The sequence below is a fragment of the Streptomyces tibetensis genome (assembly GCF_040647715.1).
GTDB lineage: Bacteria > Actinomycetota > Actinomycetes > Streptomycetales > Streptomycetaceae > Streptomyces > Streptomyces tibetensis_A.
On the sequence record NZ_JBEZCR010000017.1, the window covers coordinates 84253 to 110064 of the forward strand.

25 protein-coding genes and 3 pseudogenes are annotated in these 25812 nt (G+C 74.1%); 9 read left to right on the forward strand and 19 right to left on the reverse strand.

The genetic code is table 11. The features are described 5' to 3' along the window. The first annotated feature begins 97 nt into the window (after nt 1-97). A complete protein-coding gene (locus AB0B29_RS34330) occupies nt 98-1465 on the forward strand; it encodes an alpha-lytic protease prodomain-containing protein (RefSeq protein ID WP_362246076.1) in 1368 nt (455 codons plus the stop codon). A gap of 58 nt (nt 1466-1523) precedes the next feature. Here the strand turns inward: AB0B29_RS34330 and AB0B29_RS34335 are convergent, their stop codons facing one another. The 6 genes and pseudogenes from AB0B29_RS34335 to AB0B29_RS34360 form a co-directional block, all read right to left on the reverse strand. Next, complete coding sequence (locus tag AB0B29_RS34335; RefSeq protein WP_362246078.1) at nt 1524-2783, reverse strand: serine hydrolase domain-containing protein; 1260 nt, start codon at nt 2781-2783, stop codon at nt 1524-1526. After that, a complete protein-coding gene (locus AB0B29_RS34340) occupies nt 2780-3697 on the reverse strand; it encodes a DUF6895 family protein (protein ID WP_362246080.1) in 918 nt (305 codons plus the stop codon). The genes AB0B29_RS34335 and AB0B29_RS34340 overlap by 4 nt, the downstream gene beginning before the upstream one ends. After that, nucleotides 3694-4656, reverse strand: a complete 963-nt coding sequence (locus AB0B29_RS34345) for a DUF6895 family protein (protein ID WP_362246082.1) — start codon at nt 4654-4656, stop codon at nt 3694-3696. The genes AB0B29_RS34340 and AB0B29_RS34345 overlap by 4 nt, the downstream gene beginning before the upstream one ends. Then, nucleotides 4653-5348: a hypothetical protein gene (locus tag AB0B29_RS34350; protein WP_362246084.1), complete on the reverse strand. Its 696-nt coding sequence runs from the start codon at nt 5346-5348 to the stop codon at nt 4653-4655. Before AB0B29_RS34350 ends, AB0B29_RS34345 begins: the two co-directional genes overlap by 4 nt. A 20-nt stretch (nt 5349-5368) precedes the next feature. Further along, complete coding sequence (locus AB0B29_RS34355) at nt 5369-5557, reverse strand: hypothetical protein (RefSeq protein ID WP_362246086.1); 189 nt, start codon at nt 5555-5557, stop codon at nt 5369-5371. 149 nt (nt 5558-5706) lie between these two features. Then, nucleotides 5707-5874, reverse strand: a pseudogene (locus AB0B29_RS34360) (ornithine decarboxylase); the annotation flags it as partial. Between AB0B29_RS34360 and AB0B29_RS34365 the strand changes: the two are divergent. The 4 genes and pseudogenes from AB0B29_RS34365 to AB0B29_RS34380 all read left to right on the forward strand — a co-directional run. Beyond that, nucleotides 5870-6393: pseudogene (locus AB0B29_RS34365) on the forward strand (amidohydrolase); the annotation flags it as partial. The pseudogenes AB0B29_RS34360 and AB0B29_RS34365 sit on opposite strands and share 5 nt — an antisense overlap. Before the next feature lie 63 nt (nt 6394-6456). Further along, complete coding sequence (locus tag AB0B29_RS34370; RefSeq protein WP_362246088.1) at nt 6457-6990, forward strand: DoxX family protein; 534 nt, start codon at nt 6457-6459, stop codon at nt 6988-6990. Between the two features lie 79 nt (nt 6991-7069). Continuing rightward, entirely contained in the window at nt 7070-7633 is a 564-nt protein-coding gene (locus AB0B29_RS34375; RefSeq protein WP_362246090.1) for a hemerythrin domain-containing protein, read from the forward strand. Nucleotides 7634-8018: 385 nt separating this feature from the next. Next, nucleotides 8019-9260, forward strand: a complete 1242-nt coding sequence (locus tag AB0B29_RS34380) for an MFS transporter (protein WP_362246092.1) — start codon at nt 8019-8021, stop codon at nt 9258-9260. Between the two features lie 164 nt (nt 9261-9424). Here AB0B29_RS34380 and rfaE2 read toward each other — a convergent pair whose 3' ends face one another. From rfaE2 to AB0B29_RS34430, 10 genes are all read right to left on the reverse strand, one after another. Beyond that, a complete protein-coding gene (rfaE2, locus tag AB0B29_RS34385) occupies nt 9425-10819 on the reverse strand; it encodes a D-glycero-beta-D-manno-heptose 1-phosphate adenylyltransferase (RefSeq protein WP_362246094.1) in 1395 nt (464 codons plus the stop codon). After that, a complete protein-coding gene (locus tag AB0B29_RS34390) occupies nt 10816-11451 on the reverse strand; it encodes a D-sedoheptulose-7-phosphate isomerase (protein ID WP_362246096.1) in 636 nt (211 codons plus the stop codon). Before AB0B29_RS34390 ends, rfaE2 begins: the two co-directional genes overlap by 4 nt. 194 nt (nt 11452-11645) lie before the next feature. Continuing rightward, nucleotides 11646-12923, reverse strand: coding sequence for a glycosyltransferase (locus tag AB0B29_RS34395; protein ID WP_362246098.1), 1278 nt, complete (start codon nt 12921-12923; stop codon nt 11646-11648). Further along, a complete protein-coding gene (locus AB0B29_RS34400; protein WP_362246100.1) occupies nt 12920-13885 on the reverse strand; it encodes a glycosyltransferase in 966 nt (321 codons plus the stop codon). The genes AB0B29_RS34395 and AB0B29_RS34400 overlap by 4 nt, the downstream gene beginning before the upstream one ends. Further along, nucleotides 13882-14943 carry a glycosyltransferase family 9 protein gene (locus AB0B29_RS34405; RefSeq protein ID WP_362246102.1) on the reverse strand — a complete coding sequence of 354 codons (1062 nt, stop codon included), beginning with the start codon at nt 14941-14943 and terminating at the stop codon, nt 13882-13884. Before AB0B29_RS34405 ends, AB0B29_RS34400 begins: the two co-directional genes overlap by 4 nt. Continuing rightward, a complete protein-coding gene (locus AB0B29_RS34410; RefSeq protein WP_362246104.1) occupies nt 14940-15548 on the reverse strand; it encodes a D-glycero-alpha-D-manno-heptose-1,7-bisphosphate 7-phosphatase in 609 nt (202 codons plus the stop codon). Before AB0B29_RS34410 ends, AB0B29_RS34405 begins: the two co-directional genes overlap by 4 nt. Further along, nucleotides 15545-16618 (reverse strand): glycosyltransferase family 2 protein, encoded by a 1074-nt coding sequence (locus AB0B29_RS34415; RefSeq protein ID WP_362246105.1) that lies wholly within the window; start codon nt 16616-16618, stop codon nt 15545-15547. The genes AB0B29_RS34410 and AB0B29_RS34415 overlap by 4 nt, the downstream gene beginning before the upstream one ends. Then, nucleotides 16615-18291 (reverse strand): carbamoyltransferase family protein, encoded by a 1677-nt coding sequence (locus AB0B29_RS34420; protein ID WP_362246107.1) that lies wholly within the window; start codon nt 18289-18291, stop codon nt 16615-16617. The genes AB0B29_RS34415 and AB0B29_RS34420 overlap by 4 nt, the downstream gene beginning before the upstream one ends. 64 nt (nt 18292-18355) lie before the next feature. Beyond that, nucleotides 18356-19321, reverse strand: coding sequence for an NAD-dependent epimerase/dehydratase family protein (locus tag AB0B29_RS34425; protein WP_362246109.1), 966 nt, complete (start codon nt 19319-19321; stop codon nt 18356-18358). Between the two features lie 205 nt (nt 19322-19526). Continuing rightward, nucleotides 19527-20054, reverse strand: a complete 528-nt coding sequence (locus AB0B29_RS34430) for a hypothetical protein (protein ID WP_362246111.1) — start codon at nt 20052-20054, stop codon at nt 19527-19529. 469 nt (nt 20055-20523) lie between these two features. On the opposite strand from AB0B29_RS34430, the gene AB0B29_RS34435 reads away from it, so the two are divergent. Next, complete coding sequence (locus AB0B29_RS34435) at nt 20524-21216, forward strand: hypothetical protein (protein ID WP_436845946.1); 693 nt, start codon at nt 20524-20526, stop codon at nt 21214-21216. Continuing rightward, nucleotides 21213-21746 carry a hypothetical protein gene (locus tag AB0B29_RS34440; protein ID WP_362246113.1) on the forward strand — a complete coding sequence of 178 codons (534 nt, stop codon included), beginning with the start codon at nt 21213-21215 and terminating at the stop codon, nt 21744-21746. Before AB0B29_RS34435 ends, AB0B29_RS34440 begins: the two co-directional genes overlap by 4 nt. A 15-nt stretch (nt 21747-21761) precedes the next feature. Here AB0B29_RS34440 and AB0B29_RS34445 read toward each other — a convergent pair whose 3' ends face one another. After that, complete coding sequence (locus AB0B29_RS34445) at nt 21762-22085, reverse strand: hypothetical protein (protein ID WP_362246115.1); 324 nt, start codon at nt 22083-22085, stop codon at nt 21762-21764. A 154-nt stretch (nt 22086-22239) separates the two neighbouring features. Between AB0B29_RS34445 and AB0B29_RS34450 the strand changes: the two are divergent. Further along, nucleotides 22240-22791: pseudogene (locus tag AB0B29_RS34450) on the forward strand (fructosamine kinase family protein); the annotation flags it as partial. A 6-nt stretch (nt 22792-22797) separates the two neighbouring features. On the opposite strand, the gene AB0B29_RS34455 reads toward AB0B29_RS34450, so the two are convergent. Beyond that, entirely contained in the window at nt 22798-24456 is a 1659-nt protein-coding gene (locus AB0B29_RS34455; protein WP_362246117.1) for a catalase, read from the reverse strand. 232 nt (nt 24457-24688) lie between these two features. Between AB0B29_RS34455 and AB0B29_RS34460 the strand changes: the two genes are divergently transcribed. Next, entirely contained in the window at nt 24689-25345 is a 657-nt protein-coding gene (locus AB0B29_RS34460) for a hypothetical protein (RefSeq protein WP_362246119.1), read from the forward strand. Between the two features lie 13 nt (nt 25346-25358). Here the strand turns inward: AB0B29_RS34460 and AB0B29_RS34465 are convergent, their stop codons facing one another. Beyond that, nucleotides 25359-25595: a hypothetical protein gene (locus AB0B29_RS34465; protein WP_356663574.1), complete on the reverse strand. Its 237-nt coding sequence runs from the start codon at nt 25593-25595 to the stop codon at nt 25359-25361. Between the last annotated feature and the right edge of the window lie 217 nt (nt 25596-25812).

Below are 25812 nucleotides of genomic sequence, written 5' to 3' on the forward strand. Positions count from 1 at the left end.
GCACGAAGCGGGGCTGCCCGGGACATCACTTCCGGGCCGCTCCGGCGAGGCGTACGGCCTCGCCGGCAGTTCCACGCGATCGAAGGAGACACATCGAATGGCCCACAGACACGCCGCGACCGGCCGCCGGGCGGCCCTGACCGCGCTCGGGGCGCTGCTCGCCACCGGGCTCCCGTCCGCCGTGGCGGCCGAACCGGCACCCCCCGCGGGTTCGCCGCCCTCGACCGCCCACACCCTCGGCGCCGACCGGCCGTCGGCTCCGCTGCTGCGCGCCCTGGAGCGCGACCTCGGGCTGACCCGGGCCCAGGCCTCCCGGCGGCTGATCAACGAGGCGGAGGCGGGCACCCGGGCGGGGCTGCTGCGCAATGCGCTGGGGAACCGATTCGCGGGGGCCTGGCTGCGCGGCGCGACCTCGCAGGAGCTCGTGGTGGCCACCACCAAGGCCGCGGACGTGCCCGCCATCAAGGCCCAGGGGGCCAAAGCGGCCGTGGTGAAGAAGGCACTGCGCGACCTGACGGCCGCGCAGCGGAAGCTGGACCGGGCGGCGGCCCGCGTCGGCGCCGGCGACACGCACCTGTGGTACGTCGACGTCCCCGCGAACCGGGTCACCGTGGAGGCCCGGACCAAGGCCGCGGCCGCCGCGTTGATCAAGGCGGCCGGCCTCGACGGCAAGGGCGTCGGCGTCAAGGTGACGGCGGACCGGCCACGCCTCCTGGCGGACCTCACCGGCGGCGACGCCTACTACATCAACAACGCGGCCCGGTGTTCGATCGGCTTCTCCGTCACCAAGGGCGAACAGCAGGGCTTCGCCTCGGCGGGCCACTGCGGCAAGAAGGGCGACACGACCACCGGCTTCGACAGGACGGCGCAGGGCACGTTCCAGGCCTCCACGTTCCCGGGCAAGGACATGTCGTGGGTCGCCGTCAACGACCAGTGGAGCACCACCGCGAACGTGAGGGCCGAGGGCGACCAGAAGGTGCAGATCACCGGCTCGGTCCAGGCGCTCGTCGGGGCCGCCGTCTGCCGCTCCGGCTCCACCACCGGGTGGCACTGCGGCAGCATCGAACAGCACGACACCAGCGTCAGCTACGCCCAGGGCAGGGTGGACGGGCTGACCCGGACGACGGTGTGCGCCGAGCCGGGCGACTCCGGCGGGCCCTTCGTCGCGGGCGTCCAGGCACAGGGCGTGACCTCCGGCGGTACCGGCGACTGCAGCAGCGGGGGCACCACGTTCTACCAGCCGATCAATGCGCTGCTCAGCGACTTCGGCCTCACCCTGAAGACCGCCGCCGTGGAATCGGCGCCCCCGCAGGGCACCGTCACCCAGGCGTGGGCGGTGGGCCGTGTCTACCAGGCCGGTGCCACCGTGCTGCACGCCGGTGTGCGCTACCGCTGCCTGCAGACCCACCAGGCCCAGGGCGCTTGGGCGCCCACCGGCACGCCGGCCCTGTGGCGGCGGGTGTGACGAGGGGTCAGAACTGTCCGGCGCCGGCACGATCCGTGCCGGCGCCGGACGGGCCTCGCTACTCCTCCTCCGCCAGCAGCGCGTACGCGGTGGCCAGGAACGGGTCGTGGGCCCGGAAGCGGCGGGTGCACACCGCGGCCAGGGCGGTGCCGGTGTCGGCGCGGAACCCCAGGAACGCCTGGTGGCCGAGGGTCGCGCCGCTGTGGAAGTACATCGGTCCGCCGTCCGTGGGGTGACGGAACCAGGCGATGGTGTGGACGTGCCGGTGCCCGATACCCCTGCGCAGTACGGGGCGGCACACCGCCCGCAGGGCGGGGGCGAGGTGCGATGACACACCCGTCGGGTCCAGATGGGCCTCGAGGAAGGTGAGCAGGTCGTGCGGCGTGGCCCGTACGGCACCCGCTGCCTGGAAGCCTCCGGCGTCGAAGGCGGGCACGGGTGACACGCCGTCCCGTGCGTGGCCGGGGGCGTCGAGACCGGAGTCGTCCGCGCGCAGGGTCGTGGCGTCCAGGCCGAAGGGGCGCAGGATCTGGTCGGTGAGCAGGTCCTCCCACGGGGTGCCGGTCGCGGCGGCCAGTGCGTGTCCGAGTACGGCGACACCGAAGTTGGAGTAGCGCCACCGGGTGCCGGGGCGGTGGCGCGGCCGGTGGCGCAGGAAGGCGTCGACGACCCGGGCCTCCGGGTAACGGGCGTAGGGGTTGGTGGTCCAGGCGGGCAGGGCCCGGAGGAGGAATCCGGCCGGCAGGGCGGGCAGTCCGGAGGTGTGGGTGATCAGGTGGGCGAGCGTCACCGGGTTCGCACCCGCCGATCGCCCCCCGTCCAGGAGGGCGGCGGCCGGTTCACCACCGGTCAGCCGACCGCTGTCGATCAGCCGGGCCAGCAGCAGCCCGGTGAACGCCTTCGTGGCCGAACCGATCTCGTAGCGCAGGTTCTCGCGGGCGAGCGGCGGGGTCGGAGCGGTGCCGCCGCTGACGACGCTGCGGCGCCCGTGCCGGGAGAGGGCGAACACCACATGCGGGGCGTCGGAGGCGGTGACGGCGTCGGCGAGCCGCTCACGGACAGGGCCGTCGTCGTCAGGGGGAGATTCCGGCGTCAGGACCCGCAGGGCGGGCCCCGCGGTCGTCAGCGCGGCGCGCGGGCGCCGGGACCCGTCCGACGGCATGTCGTGCGCGGCAGGGGACCGGCCCGCGGGGGTGGCGCGCGAGGCGTCCGGTTCCTCGCCGGTCTGCGTGTGGTGTGCGGCCGGCGACCCGTCCGCCGTGGATGCGGCGTCGCCGAGCGGTCCGCCCGGCCAGGGTGCGTGCCGACGGGACGTCATGACGCGGGCGCCAGCAGGGACAGGGACCGGGACGTGGCCAGTACGGAGGCGTAGGCGGCGACCAGGGTGGGGTGGTAGACGATGTCGAACACCTGGTCCGGCGGGCCCTCGGGCATCGTCCGCAAGGCGGGCATGGCGCCGTCGGGCTGCTGCGCCGCCGCGAAGCCCCGCCAGGCCCGTTCGTCCAGGGTCGGACGGGGCAGGCAGGCGTCGACCACGAGCAGTTCGCCGAGCAGGTCCCAGCGTTCCAGGTCCAGCCAGTCGTCGATCCAGACCGGCAGCCAGGTCGCCAGGTAGTCGGCGGTGGCGGGCGGCAGACCGTCCGGCCTCTCCCCCCAGTCGGTCAGGTGGAACACGTTGTGCGTGACGTCGTAGGCGATGTGCCCCTCCACCGTCCACGGCTCGGGGGTACGGGCCAGCCAGGTCGTGTCCCGCACTTCGGCCTCCGGCGGCCGGGGCTCGAGACCGAACCGGCGCTGGAACGCGGAGAGGCCGAGCCGCCGGGTGGGGGCCGCCTCGAAGGCCGCCCAGCTGTCGATCCGGTGGTTCAGGACGGCAGCCCGCTCCACCTCCGGCTGGCTGTAGCCGAGTTCCTTGAAGGGCAGGTACACCTCGAAGGGGATGGGGGACATGGGTTCCGTGAGTTGTCCGCGCACCAGCATGCGGCCGCCGTCGAGTGTCTCGCGCCAGGCGTGGTCGAGGAGCTGCCGGGCCAGCTGCGCCTGGCGCGACCCCGCGACACCCTCGCGGAACAGCACCTTGCAGATCATGGCCAGTTCGCCGATGGGTTTGAAGCGCTCCAGGAAGCCGATCTCGGGGTCGACATCGGGTTCCAGCTCGAATCCGTCACGGTGGGCCCACAGCCATTCCAGGGCGCCCACGCCGACGTTGTGGATCAGGCGGGTGTCGGTCATCCCAGCACTCCTTGTCCGCCGGGCCGGTGGTGCGTGGCTGCCCGGGCTCCGTCCTCGAGCCGCCGGGTGGTCAGGGTCGCCGCGAAGGCCGCCATGAGGGTGGGGTGGTAGTGGGAGAGGAAGTCCGGGCTGCTGTCGTGGTCCGCTCCGCTCCCCTGCTCCGGGACCGCGCCGAGAGGGTGCTGCACCGCCGCGATCCGCGCCCAGGCGTCGTGCAGGACGGCGGGTTCGGGCAGCAGGGGCAGGCTCGCCGCCACGGCCAGCAACTCGCAGCCCAGGTCCCACATCCCGGCGTCCAGACAGGTGTCGAGCCAGGGCGGCAGCCAGTCGGCCAGGTAGCCGGCGAGGTCGGGTGGGAGCCCTGCAGGCCCGGCTCGTCCCCAGTCCGTGAGGTGGAAGACCACATGGGTGAGGGAGTAGCCGGAGGACTGCTCGAAGGTCCACGGCTCGGGCAGCCCGGCCAGCCAGGTGCGCCGCAGGGCCTGCGGGAGCGCGTCGGACTGCCGGATGCCGCTGCGGCCCTCGGCGTTCAGGACGCCGAGCCGCCGGGTGGGCTCCTGCTCGGTGAGCTGCCAGCCGCGGGTGCGGGCCACGGTGGCGGCGGATTCCTCGTAGCCCCGGTGGCGCAGGCCCGCCGCGGCCATGGCGGCGTACACCTCCAAGGGGTAGGTGGCGAAGGGCTCCAGCCGCTGCAGACGCAGGAAGAGCTCGCCCCGGCCGGTCTCCTGCCAGGCGAAGGCCATCAGGTCGGCCGCGCAGGCGTGGACCGGATCCGGGGGCGCGGTGTGCCGGCACACGGTCGCGCACACCTGCGCCAGTTCCCCGAGCGGCTTCCAGCTGCGGTTCACCTGCCCGTCGGCGGCCAGCGCGTCCTCGCCCAGCGCGAACTGCGCGCGCTGCGCCGAGATCCATGCCAGCGCGTCCTCCGCCACCCGCCGGGTCCCCCGTGCGTCCCTCACACGAACGCTCCCGTCCGCGTCAGCCGTGCCGCACTCACGTGCAGTGCCACGAGCGGGTCCTGACCACCCATCAGCTCCACGAAGTCCAGGCCGTTGTCGAGTCCCAGCGTCTGCGGTACGCCCTCCAGGAGGGTCAGCCAGCGTCCGGCGCCGGCGGCCTGCCGCCAGTCCCTGCGGCGTACCGCGCGCACGAAGCCCCGGGCGACGTCGACCGGACGCTGCCGTGCCGCGCGGGCCACCGCGCAGTCCTCCCCCGGCACGGCGACGGCGGCCAGTACCGCCAGCTGGTGCGTCAGGAGTTGCCAGGTCGCGCCCTCGAGCCAGGCAGCGTCGGGCTCCTGGTGCGGGGCGTCGGCGTGGCCCGGGTCGAGCCGCCGCAGCGTGTCCCGCATGGCCCAGTGGCTCCACCGGACGGTGGGTGCGGCGTCGGCTCCGGGCGGGTAGGCCTCCACGGCCTCGCGGAATACGGCGAGTTCACCGGGCAGGGGCGGGGTGCGCAGAAGGGTGCTCGGCAGCAACGCGTCGGCTCCCAGCACGCGTACGGCCGCGAGGGTGAGGTCCTGCGCTTCCGCGCCGGCCCGCTCGGGGGCGGCCGCACGAGTGTGGTCTCCGCTCCGGAGAGCGGAGACCACAGCGGAAGCCAGGTCCTGCACCGCGCCCTGCAAGAGGGACGAAGTGCCTGACTGCTCCATCTTCTACTCCTGTCGGTCCACTAGCCCTTCTTGGGGCGCGGGGTGGGCGGCGACAGGAGCAGGCCGAAGCCGCCCTTGAACAGCGCGAGCGCGGCGCACTCGCGGCTGTCGCGGTAGATGCCGTCGGCTTCTGCCGGGTCGAGCGCGGCCTCGATGTCGGCACTCTGGATGCCTGTCAGGTCCTTGGTGATCTTCTCCGTGGCAGTCATTGCACCATCTCCTTTGCTGAAGTGGATGCTTCCCCTCTAGTGCACCTGATGGGGACAAATCATGCCAACTGACGCAGACGTTTATTTGCGTCACTTCTTCAACATCTCGCGCATGAATTACTTGGCTTTCGGCAGTTGCCGCCGCAACGTCACGGCTGGTCGGCGCGGGCCACGACCCGCAGGGTGCGCACGGAGGAATCGACCGTGTCCGGGATCAGGACGCCGCGCTCCGCGCCGCTGCGCAGGTAGTCCAGCACCGCGTCGGTGATGACCTCGCCGGGGGCCACCACGGGGACGCCCGGCGGGTACGGGCTGATGGGCATCGTCACGCACGGCGGACGGCCACGAACATCGTCCCGGAGTACGCCGAAGGACTGTTCGGTCTGCGCGCGGCCACGACGGCGGCGCTGGAGGACCTGACGGAGCGGCTGCGGGCGTGCGCCGAAGGGGTGGCTCTGGCCACCGGCACCACCGTCGAGGTGCAGCGGGCCACGGTGCGCTACGAGCACTTCCGGGACAGCGACGTGCACTCCGAGCGGTTCGCCGCGCATCTCGCCCCGGCGGGCATCGGGTTGTCACCACCCACGCCCGGCGTGTACCTGGGGTCGTCCGACATCGGCAACGTCAGCGCACGGGTCCCCGCCATCCACCCGTTCGTCGCGATCACGGGCGAGGACGGCTCCGACCACACCCCGGAGTTCGACGAGGCGGCCGCTTCACCACGGGCCCGTGAGGTGCTGATCGCCGCGACCTCGGCCCTCGCGTGCACCGCCGCCGACGTCCTGCTGTCCAGCGCTTTGCGCGAGGAGGCGTGGGCGCGGCACCGGGCGGTGTGAGTGGTTCGGCTCCGGGTGGGGAACCCGGCGAACGCTGTACCCACCGACTCTCTGGAGAGGGCCATGAGTCTGTTGCGTGTGCTCGGCCGCCCCTTGCTGGCCTCGATGTTCCTCGCGGGCGGCATGAACTCCGTCCGCGACCCCAAGCAGGTCGCCGACGCCGCCGAGCCTGTCGTCCAACCGGTCACCGAGCGCGTCCCCGCCCTGCCGGACCGCACCGAGCAGGTCGTGCGGCTCAGCGGTGCCGTACAGGTCGCTGCGGGGCTGATGCTGGCCACGGGGCGCGTGCCGCGTCCGGCCGCGCTGGCCATCGCCGCCACCCTGGTGCCGACCACCCTGGCGGGACACCGCTTCTGGGAGGCTCAGGACCCCGAGGAGCGGGCACAGCAGCGCATCCACTTCTTCAAGAACATGTCCATGCTCGGTGGACTGCTGATCGCCGCCGACGACACCGGGGCCCGTCCCTCGGTGGTGTGGCGCGGTAGCCACGCCGCCCGGGGCCTGCGGCGCGATGCGGGCCTGGTGCGCCGCTCCGTGCGCGCCACCGCACGGCCGGCCGGCGCCGTCGGGCGGGTCCGGGCCAAGCTCCCCGTCTGAGCCGCCTGCGCGGCACACCCGGCGGACCACACGTTACCCCCCCGGGGCCCGGGGGACCCGAGCGCTGGAGGTGAAGGAGATGGGACACGGAGGAAGCGTCATCGATGAGCTGGTGACCGATCACCGCGAAGTCGAGGAGATGTTCGGCAAGATCGAGGCACTGCCGTCCGGCCACCAGGACCGCAAGATGTACGCCGACCAGGTGACGATGGAGCTCGTACGGCACTCGGTGGCCGAGGAGGCCTACCTCTACCCCGCCGTACGCGAGCACGTGGCTGGCGGGGACGCCCTCGCCGATCAGGAACTGCAGGATCACGCCACGGCCGAGCAGATCATGAAGGATCTGGAGGGCTGCGACCCCGGTGACGCCGAGTTCGACCGGCTGGTGGGCATGCTGATGAGCGAGATCCGCTCGCACATCGCCGACGAGGAGGGCAACCTCTTCCCGCGGCTGCGGCAGGCCTGTCCGATGGACACGCTCAACGAGCTGGGCGACAAGGTGCGCAAGGCCAAGAAGACCGCCCCGACCCGGCCTCACCCGGCAGCCCCCGACAAGCCACCGGCCAACAAGCTCCTGGCTCCGGGCACAGGGATGGTGGACCGGCTGCGGGACGCACTGAGCGGCCGGGGCAAGTCCGAGTAGGCCGGATCACCCCGCCGGGCGGGGCTCGTCACTTCAGGTGACGGGCCCCGCTTCCTCGTGCCGGTGATCGACCGCCGCGTGGTCACCCCGTGTGATCAACCCCACTGTGGTCTCAAGGCCCGTGCAAGGTACGGCGTTTGGAGGGCGGGAGAGGGTGGATCAAGGGCAGGTGGAACCGCTTCTCCGGTCCGCTCTGCCACGATGGTCCGCGCCGTACCCGTCGAGGGGATCCACCGAGCAGCGCCGCCGGTGTGACGCGCTCCTCGTCGCCCTCCTGTGAGTCCTCCGACTCGTCTTCGAGTACCGCACTGTGCCTTCCTCTCCCTCCCCCTCCCCTGCCCTGCCCGCTTCCCGCTCGCCGTGGCGGTCGCTGCGGTACCGCAGCATGCGCTGGTGGTCCGTCGCGAACTTCGTGTCGAACGCCGGTACGTGGATGCAGCTCACCGTGCAGAACCTGCTGGTCCTGCAGATCACCGGGTCCGCCGCCGCGACGGGGCTGTCCATGTCCGTGCAGGCCGCTCCGGCGCTGCTGATCAGCGTGCTCGGCGGGGCCGCCGTCGACCGGTGGCCCCGCAAGCTGACGGCGGCCGTGAGCCAGGCCGTGCTCGGCGCGATCGCGTTCACCACGGCGGTCCTCGTGGCGCTGGACCTCATCGACATGACCTCGCTGATGGTGCTGGCCGCCCTCACGGGTGTCGTCGCGACCGTCGACAACCCCGCGTGCGCGCTGCTGGGCAACGACCTCGTGCCGGCCGAGGACGTGCCCTCGGCCATCGGGGTGGGGGCCTTGGTGCACCAGGCCGGCCGGCTGGTGGGGGCGGCCCTGGCCGGTGTGGCGGTCGGGTTCCTCGGCACGTCCGCCGCGTACTTCGGCAACGGGCTGTCGTTCCTGTTCGTGGCCTCGGTCATCCCGTTCCTGCGTCCGGCGGCCGGTGCGGTGCGGCAGGACGCCCGGGCTGTCGAGGACACCGGTCCCGACCTGACCGTCCGGGAGGGGCTGGCCTACTTCGTGCGGCGGCCACGCCTCGTGGCGCTGGCGGGTGTGACCGGCATCAGCTCCGTGTTCGGCCGTAACTACGGGCTCACCCTGGCGGTGCTCGTCACCGGGCCGCTCGCCGGTGGCGCCGGTTCGTTCGGCACGGTCTCGACCGTGCTCGCGGTCGGCGGCATCCTCGGCGCGGTGCTCGGCGCCCGGCTGCGCCGGCCGTCCGTGCGGCTGGTGGGCGCCCTGGCGGCAGCGGGGGCGCTGCTGCAGGTGGTGGCGGGGCTGTCACCGTCGCTGGCGGTGCTGATCGCGCTGGTCCTGCCGATGGCCGTGGTGGAGTCCGTCTCCGACACCGCCGGCACGGCCGTTCTCCAGACCGACCCGCCCCCGCACCTGCGGGGACGGGTGCTGGGTGTGTGGGGCAGCATCGGCACGGTGTGGGGCCTGGGCGGCCCTCCCGCGCTGGGCCTCCTCATGGAACTGGCCGGGCCACGCGGCGCCCTCGTCACCGGCGGACTGCTCATCGCCGGCGCGATCGGGGCGGGCTCCCTGCTGCGCCGGCGCCGGGCCCCGGCACCGGTCCTCCTGCGCAAGGGGGAGCACGACGCCCCGAGCCGACCGGCACTGAGCCCGGCGGCCTGAACGGGGACCCGTACCCACCAGGCCGACCGGCTCCGACCTTGGGGGCCCGAGCGAGTTCCCTCCCCACCGAGGCCGACCGGCACCGAGCCCGGCGCCCTGAAGAGCGCTGTTCGAGGGCCGTTCGCGACGTGTGGTCCGCGCAGCGTGCTGCCCCCGCGTGCGTCTCACGTCCGCAACACCGCCTCCGCCGCCCGCCGGGCCAGCAGGGTCGTGGAGCGGCCGTCGAGGTAGGGCAGGACCACCGCCTGCCCGCCCCAGGTGCGGAGCACCGTCGCCTCGGGCAGGTCCTGGACGGAGTAGTCGCCGCCCTTGACCCAGACGTCCGGCCGCAGCCGGGCCAGTACCGCCTCCGGCGTGTCCTCCTCGAAGACCACGACGGCGTCGACACTGCCGAGCGCGGCGAGAACGCGGGCCCGGTCCGCCGCCGGGTTGAGCGGGCGCCCCGGCCCCTTGCGGCGCGCGACGGACGCGTCGGAGTTCAGGCACACGATGAGGCAGTCGCCGATGCGCCGGGCGCTCTCCAGCAGCCCGACGTGACCGGCGTGCACCAGGTCGAAGCAGCCGCCGGTGGCGACGACGGTGCCACCGCGGGCCCTGACCCGCTCGGCGAGCCCGAACGCGTCGGTCGCGGGCTCGTCGGCGGCGCCCGGCGCGGGCTCGGTCCGCCACAGGCCGGGATTGCCCGCACCGCCTGCCGCGACGAACGCGGCCGCCTCCGCGACGGCACGCTGCACCGCCTCCTCGGGGAGCAGACCGTCGGCCAGGGCGGCCGCCGCCGTGGCGGCGAAGCAGTCACCCGCACCGCAGGGGTCCCCGGCGGCCCGGTAGGGCACCGGGACCAGCATCGGAGTGCCGGGCCCGGGCCGGGCCAGCAGTACTCCTCGCTCGCCGAGGGTGACGGCCACCCCGGCGGCACGCCAGCGCTGGGCGAGCCGGGCCGCCCGCTCGGCGTACGCGCCCAGCGAGGTCCCCCCGGAGCCGGGGTCCAGGGCCCGTGCCTCCGCCGCGTTGGGGGTGACCAGGCGTGCTCCGGGCACCGGCGGGTCGCCCGTGGGGTGGGGGTCCCACACCAGGGGCGTGCGGCGTGCGGCGTCCTCCAGGAGCGGTCGCAGGGCGCCCGCGGTGTGCCGGCCGTAATCGGCGACCAGGACGGCGTGCGCGCCGGCCAGCGCCTCCCGGACCGCCTCGTCGGGCTCGCCCGGGGTGCCGCCGCCCCGGTCGATGCGGACGACCGGCCGGCCGCCCGCGAGGACGCGGGTCTTGACCGGCAGGGTGCCGTCCAGCGGGATCTCCAGGATCCGGACCCGGCCGTGCAGCCCGCGGCGTACCGCCTCACTGGCCTCGTCGTCGCCGAGCGCGGTCACCAGGACCACGTCCCTGCCGCCACGGGCGGCGAGGGCGGCGGCCAGCCCGGCCCCGCCGGGGTGGCGGCGGTCGCCGGTGACGTCGACGACGGGAGCGGGGGCGTCGGGGGCGAGGCGGGTGGAGACGCCTTCGATGTCCTCGTCGAGGAGAACGTCCCCGACCACGACGAGGGGGCGTGGTCCGGTCCGGGTCATGGCGTACCCCCGTGGGTCAGGACCGCGCGCGACGCGAGGGGCGTGGCCACGGCCGTGTCGAAGCACTCGCAGAGCAGGTGGACGGCGACGAGGTGGGTCTCCTGGACGTTGGCGGTGGTGTCCGCGTCGATGCACAGCGCCTCGTGGGCGGCTTCCGCCAGGGGGTTCGGGCCGCGCCCGGTGAGCGCCCAGACGCGCAGTCCGGCCTGGCGGGCGGTCACGGCGGCCGCTATGAGGTTGCCGCTGCGCCCCGAGGTGGACAGCAGCATCAGGACGTCCCCGGGGCGACCGTGGGCGGTGACCTGACGGGCGTACACGTGGTCGAAGCCGTAGTCGTTCCCGATGGCGGTCACGCTGGAGGTCTCGGCGTGCAGGGCGATCGCGGAGTAGGCGCGGCGCTCCCGGCGGTAACGGCCGACCAGTTCGGCGGTGAGGTGCTGGGCCTGGGCGGCGCTGCCGCCGTTGCCGGCGGCGAGGAGCCGGCCACCGCCGCCGAGGACGTCGGCGAGGCGGCCGCCCCAGTCCGCGATCCGGCCCAGGCCGTTCTCCCGGAACCGGCCGAGGGCCTCCTCCAGCGACCGGCAGTGCAGACGGGCGGCGTCGAGGCCGGGCTGTGCAGAAGATTCGCTCATGCGGATCGGGCGCGCCGCCGTGCGGGGACGGCGGGGACCCACACCTCCTTCGGGCGACGGGCGGGGCCGGCGGTGTCAGCCGGCCCCGGGTGGCAGCGGGCTCGGTGCCGAGGGCCTCACCAGGAACCCGACGGGGTCGGTCTGCACCGGTGGCGGCGGGCTCGGCTTCGAGGAGTTCGCCGGAACCGGCGGGGTCAGCCGGCGCCGGTGGCGGCGGGCTCGGTGTCGAGGACCTCGCAGTAGGCGGCTTCGGTGGCCGCGGCGACCTGGCCCCAGCCGTACCTGCTGAGCACCCGGCGGCGGCCGGCCGCACCGCAGGCCGCGCGGGCCTGCGGATCGGCGAGCAGCCCGGCGACGGCGCCGGCCAGGGCCTCCGGGTCGCCGGGCGGAACCAGCCGTCCGGTGCCCGGGTCGGCGACGGTGTCGAGCTGCCCGCCGACCGCGCTGGCCACCACGGGCACGCCGCAGGCCATGGCCTCCAGCGGGACGATGCCGAAGGGCTCGTAGTCGGCGGGGCAGACCACCACGTCGGCGGAGCGCAGCAGGGCCGGCACCTCCTCGCTGGGGAGGGCACCGACGAAGCGGACGCGGTCGGCGACCCCGGCGTCCCGGGCGATGTCGCGCAGCCGCCGTACTTCCGGGTCGCCGTCGAGCCCTCCGGCGGGCGGCCCTCCGACGACGACCAGCTCGGTGCCGGGCAGCCGGGCCAGGGCCGCGACGGACACGGCGGCGCCCTTGCGCGGCACGAGCCGGCCCAGTTGCAGGATCCGGTGCGGGTACGGGCCGCGCGGCGCGGCCGGGCCCCTGGGCGTGAACCGGTCGGTGTCGACACCGCACGGCACGATGCCGATCCGGTGCGGGGCGATGCCCATGCGGACCAGTTCGTGGACCTCGTCGCGGCAGGTGGCGATGACGCGGTCGCAGTTCAGGCCGATCTCGATCTCACCGGGGATCCGCTCCGGCGGGCTGGTGTCGGCGAGCCGCTGGTGCCGTCGCTTCACGGTGCCGAGGGCGTGGTACGTGTGCAGCAGGGGCAGGCCGTGCCGGCGGGTGGCGCGCAGCGCGGCCAGGCCCGACATCCAGTAGTGGGAGTGCACGAGGTCCGGCGCCCGGGTGCGCCAGCCGCGGGCGAGGTGGCGGCCGAACTCCTCCATGTGCGGCAGCAGCTCGTCCTTGGGGAGCGGTTCGGCCGGCCCGGCGGGTACGTGGTGCACCTCGACGCCGTCGCGCAGTTCCATCCGCCAGGGCAGGTCGGGCGCGTCGCGACGGGTGTGGACGGTGACGCGGTGGCCGCGGTCGGCGAGCGCCCCGGCGAGGTGAGCGACGTGGACGTTCTGCCCTCCGGCGTCGACTCCGCCGAGTGCGGCGAGGGGGCTGGCGTGCTCGGAGACGAGCGCGATCGCGAGGACGCCCGGGTCGAGCGGGCCGCCGGCGAGCGGCCCGGACGGGAAGGGGCTGAGGGACGGGGTCACGAGCACACCTCCGTGATCAGGTGCTCCCAGTCGACCAGGAAGCGTTTGAGGCCGTAACGCTCGAGGGCCGCCTGGCGGGCGCGGGTCCCGTCCGCGGTCGCGGCTTCGGGTTCGTGGAGGTAGCGGCGGGCCGCGCGGGCGAGGACGTCGGGGCGGGTGGTCAGGGTGCCGGCACCGGGCGGGACCGCCTCGACCGCCTCGGTGGTGGCGAGCGCCAGCACGGGCACACCGAGGTGCATCGCCTCCAGCAGGGACAGGCCCAGCGAGGTCCAGCGGACCGGGTGCAGGTACATGCGGCGTTCGGCCAGCGCCGTGTGCAGCTCGCTCTGGGGCAGGTCGGCGGTGTGGCAGCGGTCGGTTGGGAGGCCGAGGTGTCCGGCCAGGCCCTCGGTGTCCATCCCGAAGACGTCGAGCGGGACGGCCTCGGCGAGGGCGGGCAGCAGGTCGGTGCCGGTGTACCGGGCGCGCCGCACGGGTTCGTTGACGACGACGGCGGCGCGGGCGAGCCGGCCGTTGTAGCGGTGGCCGGGGTCGACGATGCCGTGCTCGATCACCGCGGTGCGGGTACTGCCGGCGTCCCAGAACAGCCGGTTGAAGTGGGTGACGTGCACGAGCGTCAGGTCGTCACGGTCCGCGCACGGGTGCCGCGTGTCGGGCACGTCGCCGTCGGGCGCGTTGTGCTCCAGGTACACCGCGGGCACGTCCCGCCCGGGGCGGCGCCCGCCGAGCCACCGTTCGGCCAGTGCCGCCTCGTGGGGCCGCTGCAGGAGAACCAGGTCGACCGGCGTGTCGCGCAGTTGCGCGGGGGTGACCTCGCGGACCGAGGCGGGCCAGGTGAAGGTCTCGGCCCGCCCGAGACCGTCCGGGCCGCGGTCGGGCGTGACGGGGACGAGGTAGGTGTGCGGGCCCTGGACGAACGCGGTCGTCCAGGAGCCGTGCACGTGCCACAGCAGGATGTTCATACGGCCGCTCCTCGCTCGGTCGGTTCTCCCCGGTCCGCCGGGTGGCCCGTGAGGGCCGCCACGGCGGCGAGCACCTCGCCGTCGGCGATGCCGTCGAGGCAGGGGTGTCCGGGCACGGGGCAGTGCCGGGCCCGGGTCTGCGCGCACGCCGCGTGCGGGTCGCCGAGCAGGACGTGCGGGACGCCGTAGGGGGCCCACCGGTCGGCGGGCACGACCGGTGCGAAGACGCTGATGACGGGTGTGCCCACGGCGGCGGCCAGATGCGCCGGGCCGGTGTTGCCGACCACCACGGCCCGGGCTGCGGCCAGGACTCCGGCCAGGTGCGGCAGGTCGGTGGCGCCGCCGAGGTCCAGGGCGTGCCGCCCGGCGACCCGTGCGGTCAGTTCGCGCTCGGCGGGCCCGCCCGTCACGACGACCCGGTGCCCCGCGGCGGACAGTGCGGCCACGGCCCGCGCCGCCCGGCCCGGCGTCCAGGCCCGCGCGGACACGGCCGCGCCGGGGTGGAGGACCACGTACGGCTCGGGGCCGGTGAGGTGGCCGGTGCTCGGCGGCGGCAGGACACGCAGCCGGCCGTCGTCGCCGGGCGGGAGCGTGAAGCCCTCGGCGCGGGCCAGGTCGAGGGCGGCCAGGGCCTCATGACGGTGCGGCCTCCTGCGGTGCCGCCGGTCGAGCAGCGCGCCCGGGTAGTCCTCGCAGTCGGCGGCGGTCCGCCCGATCCCGGCCAGCTTCAGCAGCAGGGCGGCCGGCAGGGGGCTCTGGTGGTACGACACCAGCACCAGCGCCCGGTCGAAGCGGCCCGCCGTGAGCGTCTCCATCAGCCGCCGGGTGTCCGGACGGGTCACCGGCGGCGGCTGCAGCCCGACCCAGGGCGCGTCGAAGGTCAGCACGTCGTCGACGCCGGGCAGCATCCGCCCGGCCGCCGCGCCCTGTGGTCCGCAGAGCAGCGCGGTGTACGAGGACCCGGCGGCGACCGCCCGTACGGTGGGCCCCGCGAGGAGGACGTCTCCGGCGCTGTCGAGACGGACCACGAGCGTGCGGGGAGGACGGGAGGGGCTCATCGCGGCTCCCGTGCCGGGACTGCGGAGCGGAGAACGAGGCGTACGGCCGACGGCAGGTCCGGTGCCGTGTCGTCGGCAGTGGCGGTCTCATCGGCACGCGTGACGGCCGTGGGGACCAGGACCCCGCGGGCCCCCGCCGCTCGTGCCGCCTCCATGTCGGCTCCGATGTCGCCGATGACGGCGGTGCGTTCCGGTGGGACGGCGAGCCGCCGGCACGCGGCCAGGATCAGTCCGGGTGCCGGTTTGCGGCAGGCGCAGCCCTCCCCCGGGCCGTGCGGGCACACGGCCCAGACGGCGAACGGCCCGAGCAGCTCCTCCACCCGCAGCCGTACGGCCTCCACGTCGCGGCGGGTCAGCAGGCCGCGGGCCACGCCCGACTGGTTGGTCACGACCCCGACGGGCACCCCGGCGGCACGCACGGCGTCCACGGCCTCGCGGGCACCCGGCATGAGCGTGACCCGGGACGGGTCCCCGTTGTAGGGCACGTCGGCGACGAGGGTGCCGTCGCGGTCGAAGAGAACGGCCGCGGGGCGGGGGCCGCCCGGGACGTGCGGGCGCTGCCGTACGGGCTCCGGCAGCAGCCAGGGGGCGAGGGACGGCGTCATGACCGCAGCCGTTCTGTGGCGGCCGGTCGGGGCGCGGGCGCCGGCTCACCGTTCCCGAACGGGGTGTACCGCCCTGCCTTGCGGTGGGCGACCCGACCGCGCAGCCAGTGCCAGGTCGCCGCGGGTGGGACGACGGCACTGGTCAGCGCCATGGTGAGCACCTCGTCGCGGGTGCCCGGGCCGGGCAGGATGCGGGCGAGGGCGAACTCGGTGGTGCCGGCCAGCCAGGCGCCGGCGCAGGCCGCGGCGGCCCGGTGCCTGCCGAGCAGGGCGCAGCCGAGCGCCGTCACCCCCGCTCCGGTCACCGCCAGGTGCAGGGGCAGGCGACCGCGGCGTGCCTCGGCACGGCGCCACCAGTGACGGCCGTGCAGCCGGGTCATCAGCACGTCGTCGGCGTTTCCCGCCTGGAGCCGGACGGAGATCCAGCGCCCGGCCGGGCGTACGGGGTGGGTGGTGGTGCGCCGGCCGGCGGTGAGCGTCCAGCCGGCGTCGAGCATGCGCAGGGCGAGGTCGGCGTCCTCCCGGAAGGCCCGCCGGAAGCGTTCGTCGAATCCGCCGACGGCCGTCAGCGCGGACCGGCGGTATGCCAGGTCGGCGGTGATCCAGCGGGCGCCGGCGAGTCCGGCCGTGTTGCGTTCCCAGTCGGTGGGGCGCCGGTCGGCGGGCAGGGGCACCTCGATGCGGGCGGTGATGCCGGCGGTGCGCTCGGTGGCCGCGGCCAGGTCAAGGGCCAGGTCGTCGCCCCAGGTCGGGCCGGGGACGACGTCGTCGTCGAGGAAGACGATCCAGGGCACGTCACCGGTGGCCCGCCAGCCGAGGTTGCGTGCGGCGGCGGGTCCGCGCGCACCGCCGGGTACGACGATGGTGCGTGCGCGCAGGGACGGCGGGACGTCGGCGGTGAGGGGGACGCCGTCCGTGGCGGGCCGGTCGTCGACGAGGACCACCCGGACGGGGCCCGGCCCGGTCGTCTCCGCGAGGGCGTGCAGGCAGGCGCCCAGGCTGGGCCGGCCGAGGGTCGGGATGACGACGGCGTACGCGGCGTCGGGCGCGAGGGCCTCCGGTCGGGTCATCGGGGACCTCCGGCATCGGCGCTGCGGGAGTCGGTACGGAAGAGGTCGCCGCGCCGGATCGCGTACGGGCCGATGGCCAGCAGGTCGACGGGCGAGGAGCCGAAGCACTCCAGGGCGTCGCGCGGATCGTCGACCATGGGCCGGCCGGCGGTGTTGAGGCTGGTGTTGACGACCACGGGCAGTCCGGTGAGCCGCTCGAACTCGCCGAGCATGCGGGCGACCAGGGGTTCGCGGTCCGGGTCGACGGTCTGGATGCGGGCGGTGCCGTCGACGTGCACGACCGCGGGGATGCGGTCCCGCCATGCGGGGGCCACGTCGTGCACGAACAGCATGTACGGGCTGGGCAGCGGGCCGTCGAAGAGCTCGGCCGCGCGGCCGGCGAGGACCATGGGGGCGACGGGCCGGAACTGCTCGCGGCCCTTGACGTCGTTGAGGCGTTCCAGGTTGCCCGCGTGCCCGGGGTGGGCCAGCAGGGAGCGGTGGCCGAGGGCCCGGGGGCCGTACTCGGAGCGGCCCTGGAACCAGGCGACGATGTGGTTGTCCGCCAGGGCCCGGGCCACGGTCGCGGCGATGTCCGGGGGCCGTTCGAAGGGTACGGCCGCGGTCTTCAGCCAGGCTCCGAGCTCGGCGTCGGACCACTCCCGGCCGAGGTCGGCACCGGCCATGGGCTGCGGTGCGTCGCCCTCCACGGCGGACAGCAGCAGGGCTCCGCCCAGGGCGGTGCCGGCGTCTCCCGCCGCGGGCTGCACCCACACCCGGGCGAAGGGGCCCTCGCGGGCGATGCGGGAGTTGGCGACGCAGTTGAGGGCGACGCCGCCGGCGAGGGTGAGAACCCGGTCGTGGGTCCGGCCGTGCAGCCAGCGCACCAGGTCGAGCAGGGTCTCCTCCAGCACGGCCTGGGCACTGGCGGCGACGTCGGCGTGGTCCTGTGTCCACGGCTCGTCGGGGCCCCGGGGCGCGCACAGCTCGTGCCAGGGCACGCCGGTGGCGTGGAAGCCGCCGTCGCCGGTGGGGTACATGTGGCGGCGCAGTTCGGCGAGCATGCGCGGGCTGCCGTGGGAGGCGAGGGCCATGACCTTGAACTCGTCGGAGGAGCGCAGGAAGCCGAGGTGCTCGGTGAGTTCCTCGTAGACGAGGCCGAGCGAGTGCGGCAGATCCTGGGCGTGCAGTTGCTCCAGGCGGTCGCCCACGCGGCGGGCGGCCAGGTGGGAGGCGCGTTCGCCACGGCCGTCGAGGACCAGGACGGAGGAGTTGCCGGCGTCCGGTGCGGCGAAGGCGCTGGAGGCGGCGTGGGCCATGTGGTGTGGCACGAAACGGACGATGCCGGGCTCGAGGCCGGGCAGGGCGGTCGCCAGGAAGCCGGGTGCCTCGCGGGCGTAGGTCAGCCGCAGGTGGTCCCAGGGGTCGTCCAGGCCCATGTCCTCGGCCGGCCGGGCGAGCCGCGGGTCGAAGGAGTAGGTGACGGCGTCGAGGTCCTGCGGGCGCAGCCCGGCCCGCTTCAGGCACCAGGCCGCTGCCCGCTCGGGCAGTTCCCAGGCGGAGAACGGCAGGGGTCTCTTGCCGTGTTTGCGGCGGGAGAACCGCTCCTCCTCGGCGGCGGCGACGGTCCGCCCGTCGATCACCAGGGCGGCGGCGGGGTCGTGGAAGAGGGCGTTGATTCCGAGGATGCGCATGGAAGGCGGGCCTTTCGGCGGTCGGGAGACACCCGGACGCGGCGGTGCGGGTGCCCGGGCGGGTTCACTCCTCGGTGCCGGCCTCACGGAACCATGCGATCGTGCGCCGCAGCCCCTCTTCGGCACGCACCTGCGGTTCCCAGCCGAGCTTGTCGCGGGCCAGCGTGATGTCCGGGCAGCGCACGGCGGGGTCGTCCACGGGGCGTTCGATGTAGCGGATCTCGGAGGAGGACCCGGCGAGTTCGACGACCAGGCGGGCCAGGTCGAGCATGGTGATCTCGGTCGGGTTGCCGATGTTGACGGGGCCGCGCATGCCGTGGGCGGCCGCTGCGAGGATGCCGCGCACGGTGTCGTCGACGAAGCACAGCGACCGGGTCTGGCGGCCGTCGCCGGTCACGGTGAGGGGCTCGCCGGCCAGGGCCTGCCGTACGAAGGTCGGCACCGCCCGTCCGTCATGGCCGCGCATGCGGGGCCCGTAGGTGTTGAACAGCCGCACGATGCAGGTGTCGGTGCCCTCGGCCTCGGCGTGGGCGGTGGTCAGTGCCTCGCCGAAGCGTTTGGCCTCGTCGTAGACGCTGCGCGGTCCGACGGGGTTGACGTTGCCCCAGTAGCGCTCGTCCTGGGGGTTTTGCTGCGGGTCGCCGTAGATTTCAGAGGTCGAGGCGAGCACGAAGCGGGCGCGGGCGGAGTGTGCGAGCTCCAGGGCGTGGCGGGTGCCGAGGCTGCCGGTCTGCAGGGTGTGCAGCGGGAGGCGCAGGTAGTCCGCCGGGGACGCCGGGGAGGCGAAGTGCAGCACGAGGTCCGGCGGCCTTCTGACCTGCAGCCCCTCCGACACGTCGGCCTGGACGAGCGTGAAACCGGGCCGTTCGAGCAGCGGCGATATGTTCTCGGGCCGGCCGGTGCTGAAGTCGTCGACGCAGGTGACGGCCGCGCTCGCGTCCAGGAGGGCGGCGCACAGATGAGAGCCGACGAAACCGGCGCCGCCGGTGACGACGGCGTGTTCCCAGGTCCGTGAGAGGGCGGTGCTCATGTCGGTCTCTCCTCCGTCGGCGGCGGCGCGAGGCACGACGGACGCGCTTCGGCCGGCGAAGGGGCCGAAGGGCCGTCGAGCTCACGCCCAGCCTCCGGCGTCGGTGCGGGCACGGCACGGCCGCGTAGGGCAAACCGGTGAGTCACGGAGGGTGAGAGGTGTGACCGGAGCGCTGTCCTCGCAGGTCGCGCGTTACACCCGGGCGTCAGGCGATCAGCGTGCGGCCCGGGTTCAGGCGGTCCAGGAGCTGGTCCTGGTGCAGGCCGGCGACGGGGGCGAGCAGGTCGGGGTGGCGCAGCAGGGCCGCGGCGTTCCGGTCGCCGTCGTCGGGGGCGACGAGCCGGCGGAACTCGGCCGGCGCGCCGGTGCTGTGGCTGCCGTCGGCGAGCGCGACCACCGCCCGGGCCGCCAGCTCCGGATCGGTGAGCAGGCTGGCCGCCCAGCTGGCCACGACCTCGTCCACCCAGGTGCGCCAGGCCGGTGGGTCCATGTCGTCGCCGAGGCCGGCGTCGGCACCGGTGACCCAGTCGAGCCGTCCGGAGCCGCCGGGGCCGACCATGCCGAGCAGGGCGGCGTCCATCGCCGTCGGGTACCTGAGCCAGGCGGCGACGGTCACGGCCTGCCGGGCCTGGACCTCGCACAGGGCGGAGGCCAGCGCGCCGCCGGAGGCGGGGAAGGCGCGGGTCAGCCACTGGGCGGTCGCCGCTATGACAGGGGAGAGATCTGCGTGCACTGCCGGGCCGTCCGGGGGGGAGGGAGCGGGAATCTGGTCGTAGACGGTAACCGCCGCTTCTCGTACCCGGACGTGACCGGGACCTCGTCCGGGACGTGGCCTCGGCCACATCTGCCGAGGGGGCCGGGCGTCGCCCTGTGCTTCGTCGAGCCCCGTGCAGCGCCGACCCCCCTGTGCGTCGCCGCCGCACGCACGTGCCGAGGCACGGCGGCCGTCACAGGAGCAGGAATGTCGTCGTCAGAGCCGTCGACGGGCGTCTGAGCTGCAGCTCCTCCAGGAGCGGATGGACGCCGGCGCAGGGAGGGATCTCCCATGGCTCCGAGGCATGCTCGTACCTGCCTGGATACGCACCCGATTCCGGACACTCGGCGTAGACCCACTCCGGCGGTTTTGCTGCGCGTCGTCGGGTCGGCGTCGTGCGCGGCCGTGGCGGTCGTTTCGCGGTACGGGCGCCGGGCACCCGGCCCGCGTGTTCTCCCACGGACCCGAACCCGCAGGTCCGGCCCGGCGCACCGGTGTCCGGTCGCCGGTGCGCTCGCTGCGTTTCGACGGCTGGATCGCGGGACTCGGCACGGCGTCCGGCGCCCGTGTGGTGCTCGGCCATTGGCCGCGGTCGCCGTTCGGGCCGTTCAGTGACGTGATGATCGAGGGGGCCGACGGACACCGGTTGCTGCTGGCGCCCACGGCCGAGACGGCGCAGTTCGTCGCCGGTACCTACGTCTTCGACGAGGTACGGGTCGTCCCGGTGGAGGTGACCATCACCGGCCGCCGGCACTGGACCGTCACCGCCCCACCGCTCCACCTGGGGTTCAGCACCGGCCGCCGGAACCTGCCGGGCCTGGCGCTGCGGGCGGTCCCGGGTCGCCTCGCCGTCCGGCCGGGCTGGATCGCGCTGTGGGACCGGCCCGCCCGTCTGCTGCTGGGGGCACACACGCATGCCGGCGCCCGGGCCGGACGGCACCAGTGGTACGGCGCCCGGGATCTGCACCCGGTCACCTCGGCCACCGTGACCTGCAAGGGCGAGAGCCTCGGCGCCCTCGCCCCGGTCGAGCCCCCCGTGCGCTTCGGGACCGGCTCGACACCCCGCCCTCCCTGTCTCGTGCGGGTCACCACGACGGTGACCGTGGAGCGGGGCCGGAGTACGACAGGAGTCGCGTCATGACGGAACAGCGAGCGGATTCGCCGGACGCCGAGCGTGCCCCGGCCACCGACATGTCCCTGCTGGGCATCTACCTCAACGACCATCTCGCCGGTGCCACCGCCGGGACCGCGCGGGTGCGCTACCTGCTGCGCTCGTGCGGCGGCTCGCCGCTCGCCGACGCGCTGGCCCCGGTCGCCGACGAGATCGCCGACGACCGGGCGGCCCTGCTCCACCTCATGCGGCGCCTGGACGTCCCGGTGCGCCGCTACAAGGTCTACGCGGGCCGGGCGGCAGAGCAGGTGGGGCGGCTGAAGAGCAACGGCAGCCTGGTACGGCGCTCTCCGCTGAGCACCTTGTGGGAGCTGGAGGCGCTGGCGCTCGGGGTGGAGGGCAAGCTGGCCGGCTGGGAGACGCTGCGCGATCTGGCCGCCACGGACGAACGTCTCGACCGGCGGCAGCTCGACGAACTCATCGAACGGGCCCGCCGGCAGCACGCCACGCTGGAGGCGCTGCGTCACAGGCAGGTCGAGGTCGCCTTCCGCGGAGGCTGAGCACCCGGCGTTCGCTCACCAGAACCGGCTGCTGAGGGCGGGCTGGTGGGCGAGCTGTACGGCGTCACGCAGCCGCAGCGCGACGCTGATGGTGGCGCGCAGGGCGGACGGACGGACGCTCTGGGCGGTCTCGGTGGCGAGGACCAGCAGGCAGGCCGCCGCCTGCTCGACGACCTGGACCGGCAGGGTGAAGTCGTTGTCGGCGGCCTCACGGAACGCCTTCAGCGGGATCTCGGCCCCGTCGACGGCCCGCTGCGCGGCCTGCTCCAGATGCTGGGCGGCTTGTTCGCACACGGGGGCCGGCAGGGCGATGGTGCGCTGGAACGGTGTACTCGTCATGACCCGACTGCTCCCCCGGCGATGGCCGGTTCTGTCGCCCGGCGGTGGGATTTCACCGTCCCGCGTGACCGGCGCGTGGCGCATGTCCCGGAATCGAAACAGCGGTCAAGTGCGGTACGACAGCCGCCGGATACGACAGGTCTCCTCCTGCGATCTGCACGCCGCCGGTGCGCCCGCGTTCGGGGCGGCGCCGCCGGACGGCCCGGTGGACGCCTACATCGGGCTCGCGCCGATGCGCAACGAGCCGGGTACCGACTGGCCGCGCTGGTACGCCCGGCAGCGCGTGCTGCCGTATCTGCGGCGGGCGGTCGACCAGGGCACGCTCCTGCCGCGAGAGGCGGCCGTCGTCGAGCGGCTGTGTGAGCGGCTGCCGGATCTGGCCGGGCCCGCCGAGCCGCCCGCGCGGCTGCACGGCGACCTGTGGAGCGGCAACGTGCTGTGGGCGGCCGACGGGCACGTCCGGCTGATCGACCCGGCCGCGCACGGCGGGCACCGGGAGACGGACCTGGCGATGCTGCGGCTGTTCGGCTGCCCCCATCTGGAGCGGGTGCTGGACGGCTACCGGGAGGTCGCGCCGCTCGCGGACGGCTGGGCCGGACGGGTCGGCGTGCACCAGCTGTTTCCGCTGCTGGTGCACGCCGTGCTGTTCGGCCGGGGCTACGCGGAACAGGCCTTCGCCGCGGCCCGTAACGCCCTGGACGGGTGATCCGCGTCAGCGGGTCACGACGTGCCGTTCGTCAGGGACGCAGTGGGTCATGGTGAGGCCCTCGACGTCGCGGGGTTTGTTGTTGCCGAGGTCGGCCAGGCGTTCGCGGTCCTCGTCCGTGAGGTCCTGGCTCGCCAGCGGCCGCAGTCCCGCCACGTCCTGCGGGCCGATGCCGAGCCCTTCGCCCACCCGCAGGCCGAGGTCGTTGTCGACCAGCAGGAAGTGCCAGACCATGCGCTCCTGGATCGCCCGCTCGCACTGGGACAGTTGACCGATGAAGTTCTTCACCAGGTCGTCGCGTTCCCAGTCCTCCAGCAGCAGATAGCGCTGCCCGGCCTGGAGATAGTCGTTGGTGCGGGGGATGCGCTTGCGGGTGAGCCGGCCCCGGATCTCGGGTCCCTGCTCGTCGTGCGCCGGGTAGCGGGCCTCGCGCAGGCCCCCGGTGATGGACGGCTCGTAGTTGACCTGCGGATTCTCTCCCCCGCCGTCCACGTGGTACGCCATCTGGCCGTCGCGCTGGTTGGTGCGCACGTCGGCGTTCTTGGCCTGGTTGACGGGAAGCTGCAGGTAGTTCGGGCCGACCCGGTAGCGCTGGGTGTCGCTGTAGGAGAAGGTCCGGCCGATGAGCATCTTGTCGTCGGAGAAGTCCAGGCCGTCGACGAGGACGCCGGTGCCGAAGGAGATCTGCTCGTTCTCGGCGAAGAAGTCCTTCGGCATGCGGTTCAGCACCATCCGGCCCACCGGCCTCGGCGGGAAGTCCTGCTCGGGCCAGGTCTTGGTGTCGTCCAGGGGGTCGAAGTCGAGTTCGGGGTGGTCGTGGTCGTCCATCATCTGGACGAGCAGCTCCCATTCCGGGTGGTCTCCGCGGGCGACGGCCTCGTACAGGTCCTTGGTGGCGTGACCGAGCGTGTCGGCCTGGACGTTGGCGGCGTCCTCCTCGGTCATGCTGCGCACGCCCTGCTTGGGCATCCAGTGGTACTTGACGAGCTTGGTGTCGCCGTCGGCGTTGACCCACTTGTAGGTGTTGACGCCGAAGCCCTGCATGTGACGGTAGTCGGCGGGGATGCCACGCGGGCTGAACAGGTTGACCAGCATGTGCATGGCCTCGGGCGTCTGCGACATGAAGTCGAAGATGCGGTTCGGCTGCTGCTCGAAGGTCACCGGGTCGGGCTTGAGGGCGTGGATGACGTCCGGGAACTTGATGGCGTCGCGGATGAAGAAGACGCCCAGGTTGTTGCCGACCAGGTCCCAGTTGCCGTCCTCGGTGTAGAACTTGACGGCGAAACCACGCGGGTCGCGGGCGGCCTCGGAGGAGTCGCGGCCGCCGATCACCGTGGAGAAGCGGACGGCCACGTCCGTGCGCTTGCCGCGCTCCTGGAACAGTTTGGCCCGGGTGTAGCGGCTGACCGGCTCGTCACCCCAGGTGCCGTAGGCCTCGAAATGGCCGTAGGCGGTGACGCCGCGGGCGTGCACGACCCGTTCGGGGATGCGTTCCCGGTCGAAGTGGCTGATCTTCTCCAGGAACTGGTAGTTCTCCAGCGTCGCCGGGCCTCGGGCGCCGACGGTGCGCTGGTTCTGGTTGTCGTAGACCGGATGGCCCTGGCGGTCGGTGAGTACCTCGCGGTTGTCGCCCGGTGCGGGACCGGTGCCGGAAACGTCCGTCATATGCGTGGGCTCCTTCGGCTGGTGGCCGGCGGCCGGCCGGGTCGGAGCCGCGAGGGTCCGCCCGGCCGGTCCTGGCGGGACGGGCCGGGTACCCGGGCGGAGCGGTCACTCACGTGTCACGGGCCTCGTCCGGCGCCATCGGCGGCTGGGGCGAAGGCCGCTGCATGACCGGGGGTGGGATGGTGGCTGCCGGTATCCGGCACGGACAGCGGGGCCACGGGAGAGGAGAGGGATGCGCAACGTCTACTGGATCGGGGGCGGCAGCGGCGCGGGCAAGTCCACGATCGCCCGACGTCTCGCCGACCGGCACGGCTGGCGTCTCTACGCGACGGACGACGCGATGGCGGATCACGCGCGCCGGACCACCGCCGAGGAGGCGCCCTTCCTGCACGCGTTCCTGGCCATGGACCTGGACGAGCGATGGGTCAACCGGTCCCCCGAGACCATGCTGGAGACGTTCCACTGGTTCCGGGGCGAGGCCTTCGGCCTGATCGTCGAGGATCTCGCGCGTCTGCCCCGGGACACGCCCGTGGTCGTCGAGGGGTTCCGGCTGCTGCCGCACCTGGTGAAGCCGCTGCTCACCGAGCCCGGCCACGCGGTCTGGCTGCTGCCCACACCTGACTTCCGCCGGGCCGCGTTCGCGAGCCGCGCCACCCCCGGGGGAAGGTTCACCCAGCGGACCGGTGATCCCGGGCGGGCGGAGGACAACCTCGCCGTGCGGGACGCCCTGTTCACCGAGCGACTGCGCACGCAGACCACACGCCTGGGGCTACCCGCCCTCACGGTGGACGGCACCTTCACGGAGGACCGACTGGCCGAACGGGTCAGCGAGGTCTTCCGGCTCCGGCACGGACGAGGGCCCGGATCCGCGCGGGGCCCGGGCCCTTGAGGGGCGGTGAGCCTCAGCCCCCGTCGAGGCGTGCGCGCAGCAGCCCCTTGCCCAGTTCGGCACCCTTGCGGCTGTCCGCCTGGGCCTTGCGGAACAGGTCCGCGACCTCGGTGTCCTTGGCGCGCTCCGCGTCCTGGATGTAGCTCTCCAGGCGCAGGGCGTTGTTCAGGCACGCCTCGACGTACCAGATGAGGTTGTAGTCCTTGTCCTGCGTACCGGTCACACCGCCGGTCTCCGATGCGCTGCTCATGCGGGCCTCCTTCTCGCAGAGCGGACCTCTTCAGGCGCCGGACGGGTACCCGCCCTCCGGCCGGGCACACGGCCCGTACTCCTCACGTGGAGTGACCGGCCTGTCACGGTGCACGGACGGGAGGGTCAAACCCGTACGCACCACCAACTCACCGCTTTTGTACGGCAATTCAGACAGTTAACCCGGAACCCCACAGACAGTGATCACTTTCGGAACG

What these genes read in the sequence shown, in the direction of transcription:
- AB0B29_RS34330 (WP_362246076.1), top strand. Translation starts at nt 98, where the DNA reads ATGGCCCACAGACACGCCGCGACCGGCCGCCGGGCGGCCCTGACCGCG.
- AB0B29_RS34335 (WP_362246078.1), bottom strand. Translation starts at nt 2,783, where the DNA reads ATGACGTCCCGTCGGCACGCACCCTGGCCGGGCGGACCGCTCGGCGAC.
- AB0B29_RS34340 (WP_362246080.1), bottom strand. Translation starts at nt 3,697, where the DNA reads ATGACCGACACCCGCCTGATCCACAACGTCGGCGTGGGCGCCCTGGAA.
- AB0B29_RS34350 (WP_362246084.1), bottom strand. Translation starts at nt 5,348, where the DNA reads ATGGAGCAGTCAGGCACTTCGTCCCTCTTGCAGGGCGCGGTGCAGGAC.
- AB0B29_RS34355 (WP_362246086.1), bottom strand. Translation starts at nt 5,557, where the DNA reads ATGACTGCCACGGAGAAGATCACCAAGGACCTGACAGGCATCCAGAGT.
- AB0B29_RS34370 (WP_362246088.1), top strand. Translation starts at nt 6,457, where the DNA reads ATGAGTCTGTTGCGTGTGCTCGGCCGCCCCTTGCTGGCCTCGATGTTC.
- AB0B29_RS34375 (WP_362246090.1), top strand. Translation starts at nt 7,070, where the DNA reads ATGGGACACGGAGGAAGCGTCATCGATGAGCTGGTGACCGATCACCGC.
- AB0B29_RS34380 (WP_362246092.1), top strand. Translation starts at nt 8,019, where the DNA reads ATGCGCTGGTGGTCCGTCGCGAACTTCGTGTCGAACGCCGGTACGTGG.
- rfaE2 (WP_362246094.1), bottom strand. Translation starts at nt 10,819, where the DNA reads ATGACCCGGACCGGACCACGCCCCCTCGTCGTGGTCGGGGACGTTCTC.
- AB0B29_RS34390 (WP_362246096.1), bottom strand. Translation starts at nt 11,451, where the DNA reads ATGAGCGAATCTTCTGCACAGCCCGGCCTCGACGCCGCCCGTCTGCAC.
- AB0B29_RS34400 (WP_362246100.1), bottom strand. Translation starts at nt 13,885, where the DNA reads ATGAACATCCTGCTGTGGCACGTGCACGGCTCCTGGACGACCGCGTTC.
- AB0B29_RS34405 (WP_362246102.1), bottom strand. Translation starts at nt 14,943, where the DNA reads ATGAGCCCCTCCCGTCCTCCCCGCACGCTCGTGGTCCGTCTCGACAGC.
- AB0B29_RS34410 (WP_362246104.1), bottom strand. Translation starts at nt 15,548, where the DNA reads ATGACGCCGTCCCTCGCCCCCTGGCTGCTGCCGGAGCCCGTACGGCAG.
- AB0B29_RS34415 (WP_362246105.1), bottom strand. Translation starts at nt 16,618, where the DNA reads ATGACCCGACCGGAGGCCCTCGCGCCCGACGCCGCGTACGCCGTCGTC.
- AB0B29_RS34420 (WP_362246107.1), bottom strand. Translation starts at nt 18,291, where the DNA reads ATGCGCATCCTCGGAATCAACGCCCTCTTCCACGACCCCGCCGCCGCC.
- AB0B29_RS34425 (WP_362246109.1), bottom strand. Translation starts at nt 19,321, where the DNA reads ATGAGCACCGCCCTCTCACGGACCTGGGAACACGCCGTCGTCACCGGC.
- AB0B29_RS34440 (WP_362246113.1), top strand. Translation starts at nt 21,213, where the DNA reads ATGACGGAACAGCGAGCGGATTCGCCGGACGCCGAGCGTGCCCCGGCC.
- AB0B29_RS34445 (WP_362246115.1), bottom strand. Translation starts at nt 22,085, where the DNA reads ATGACGAGTACACCGTTCCAGCGCACCATCGCCCTGCCGGCCCCCGTG.
- AB0B29_RS34455 (WP_362246117.1), bottom strand. Translation starts at nt 24,456, where the DNA reads ATGACGGACGTTTCCGGCACCGGTCCCGCACCGGGCGACAACCGCGAG.
- AB0B29_RS34460 (WP_362246119.1), top strand. Translation starts at nt 24,689, where the DNA reads ATGCGCAACGTCTACTGGATCGGGGGCGGCAGCGGCGCGGGCAAGTCC.
- AB0B29_RS34465 (WP_356663574.1), bottom strand. Translation starts at nt 25,595, where the DNA reads ATGAGCAGCGCATCGGAGACCGGCGGTGTGACCGGTACGCAGGACAAG.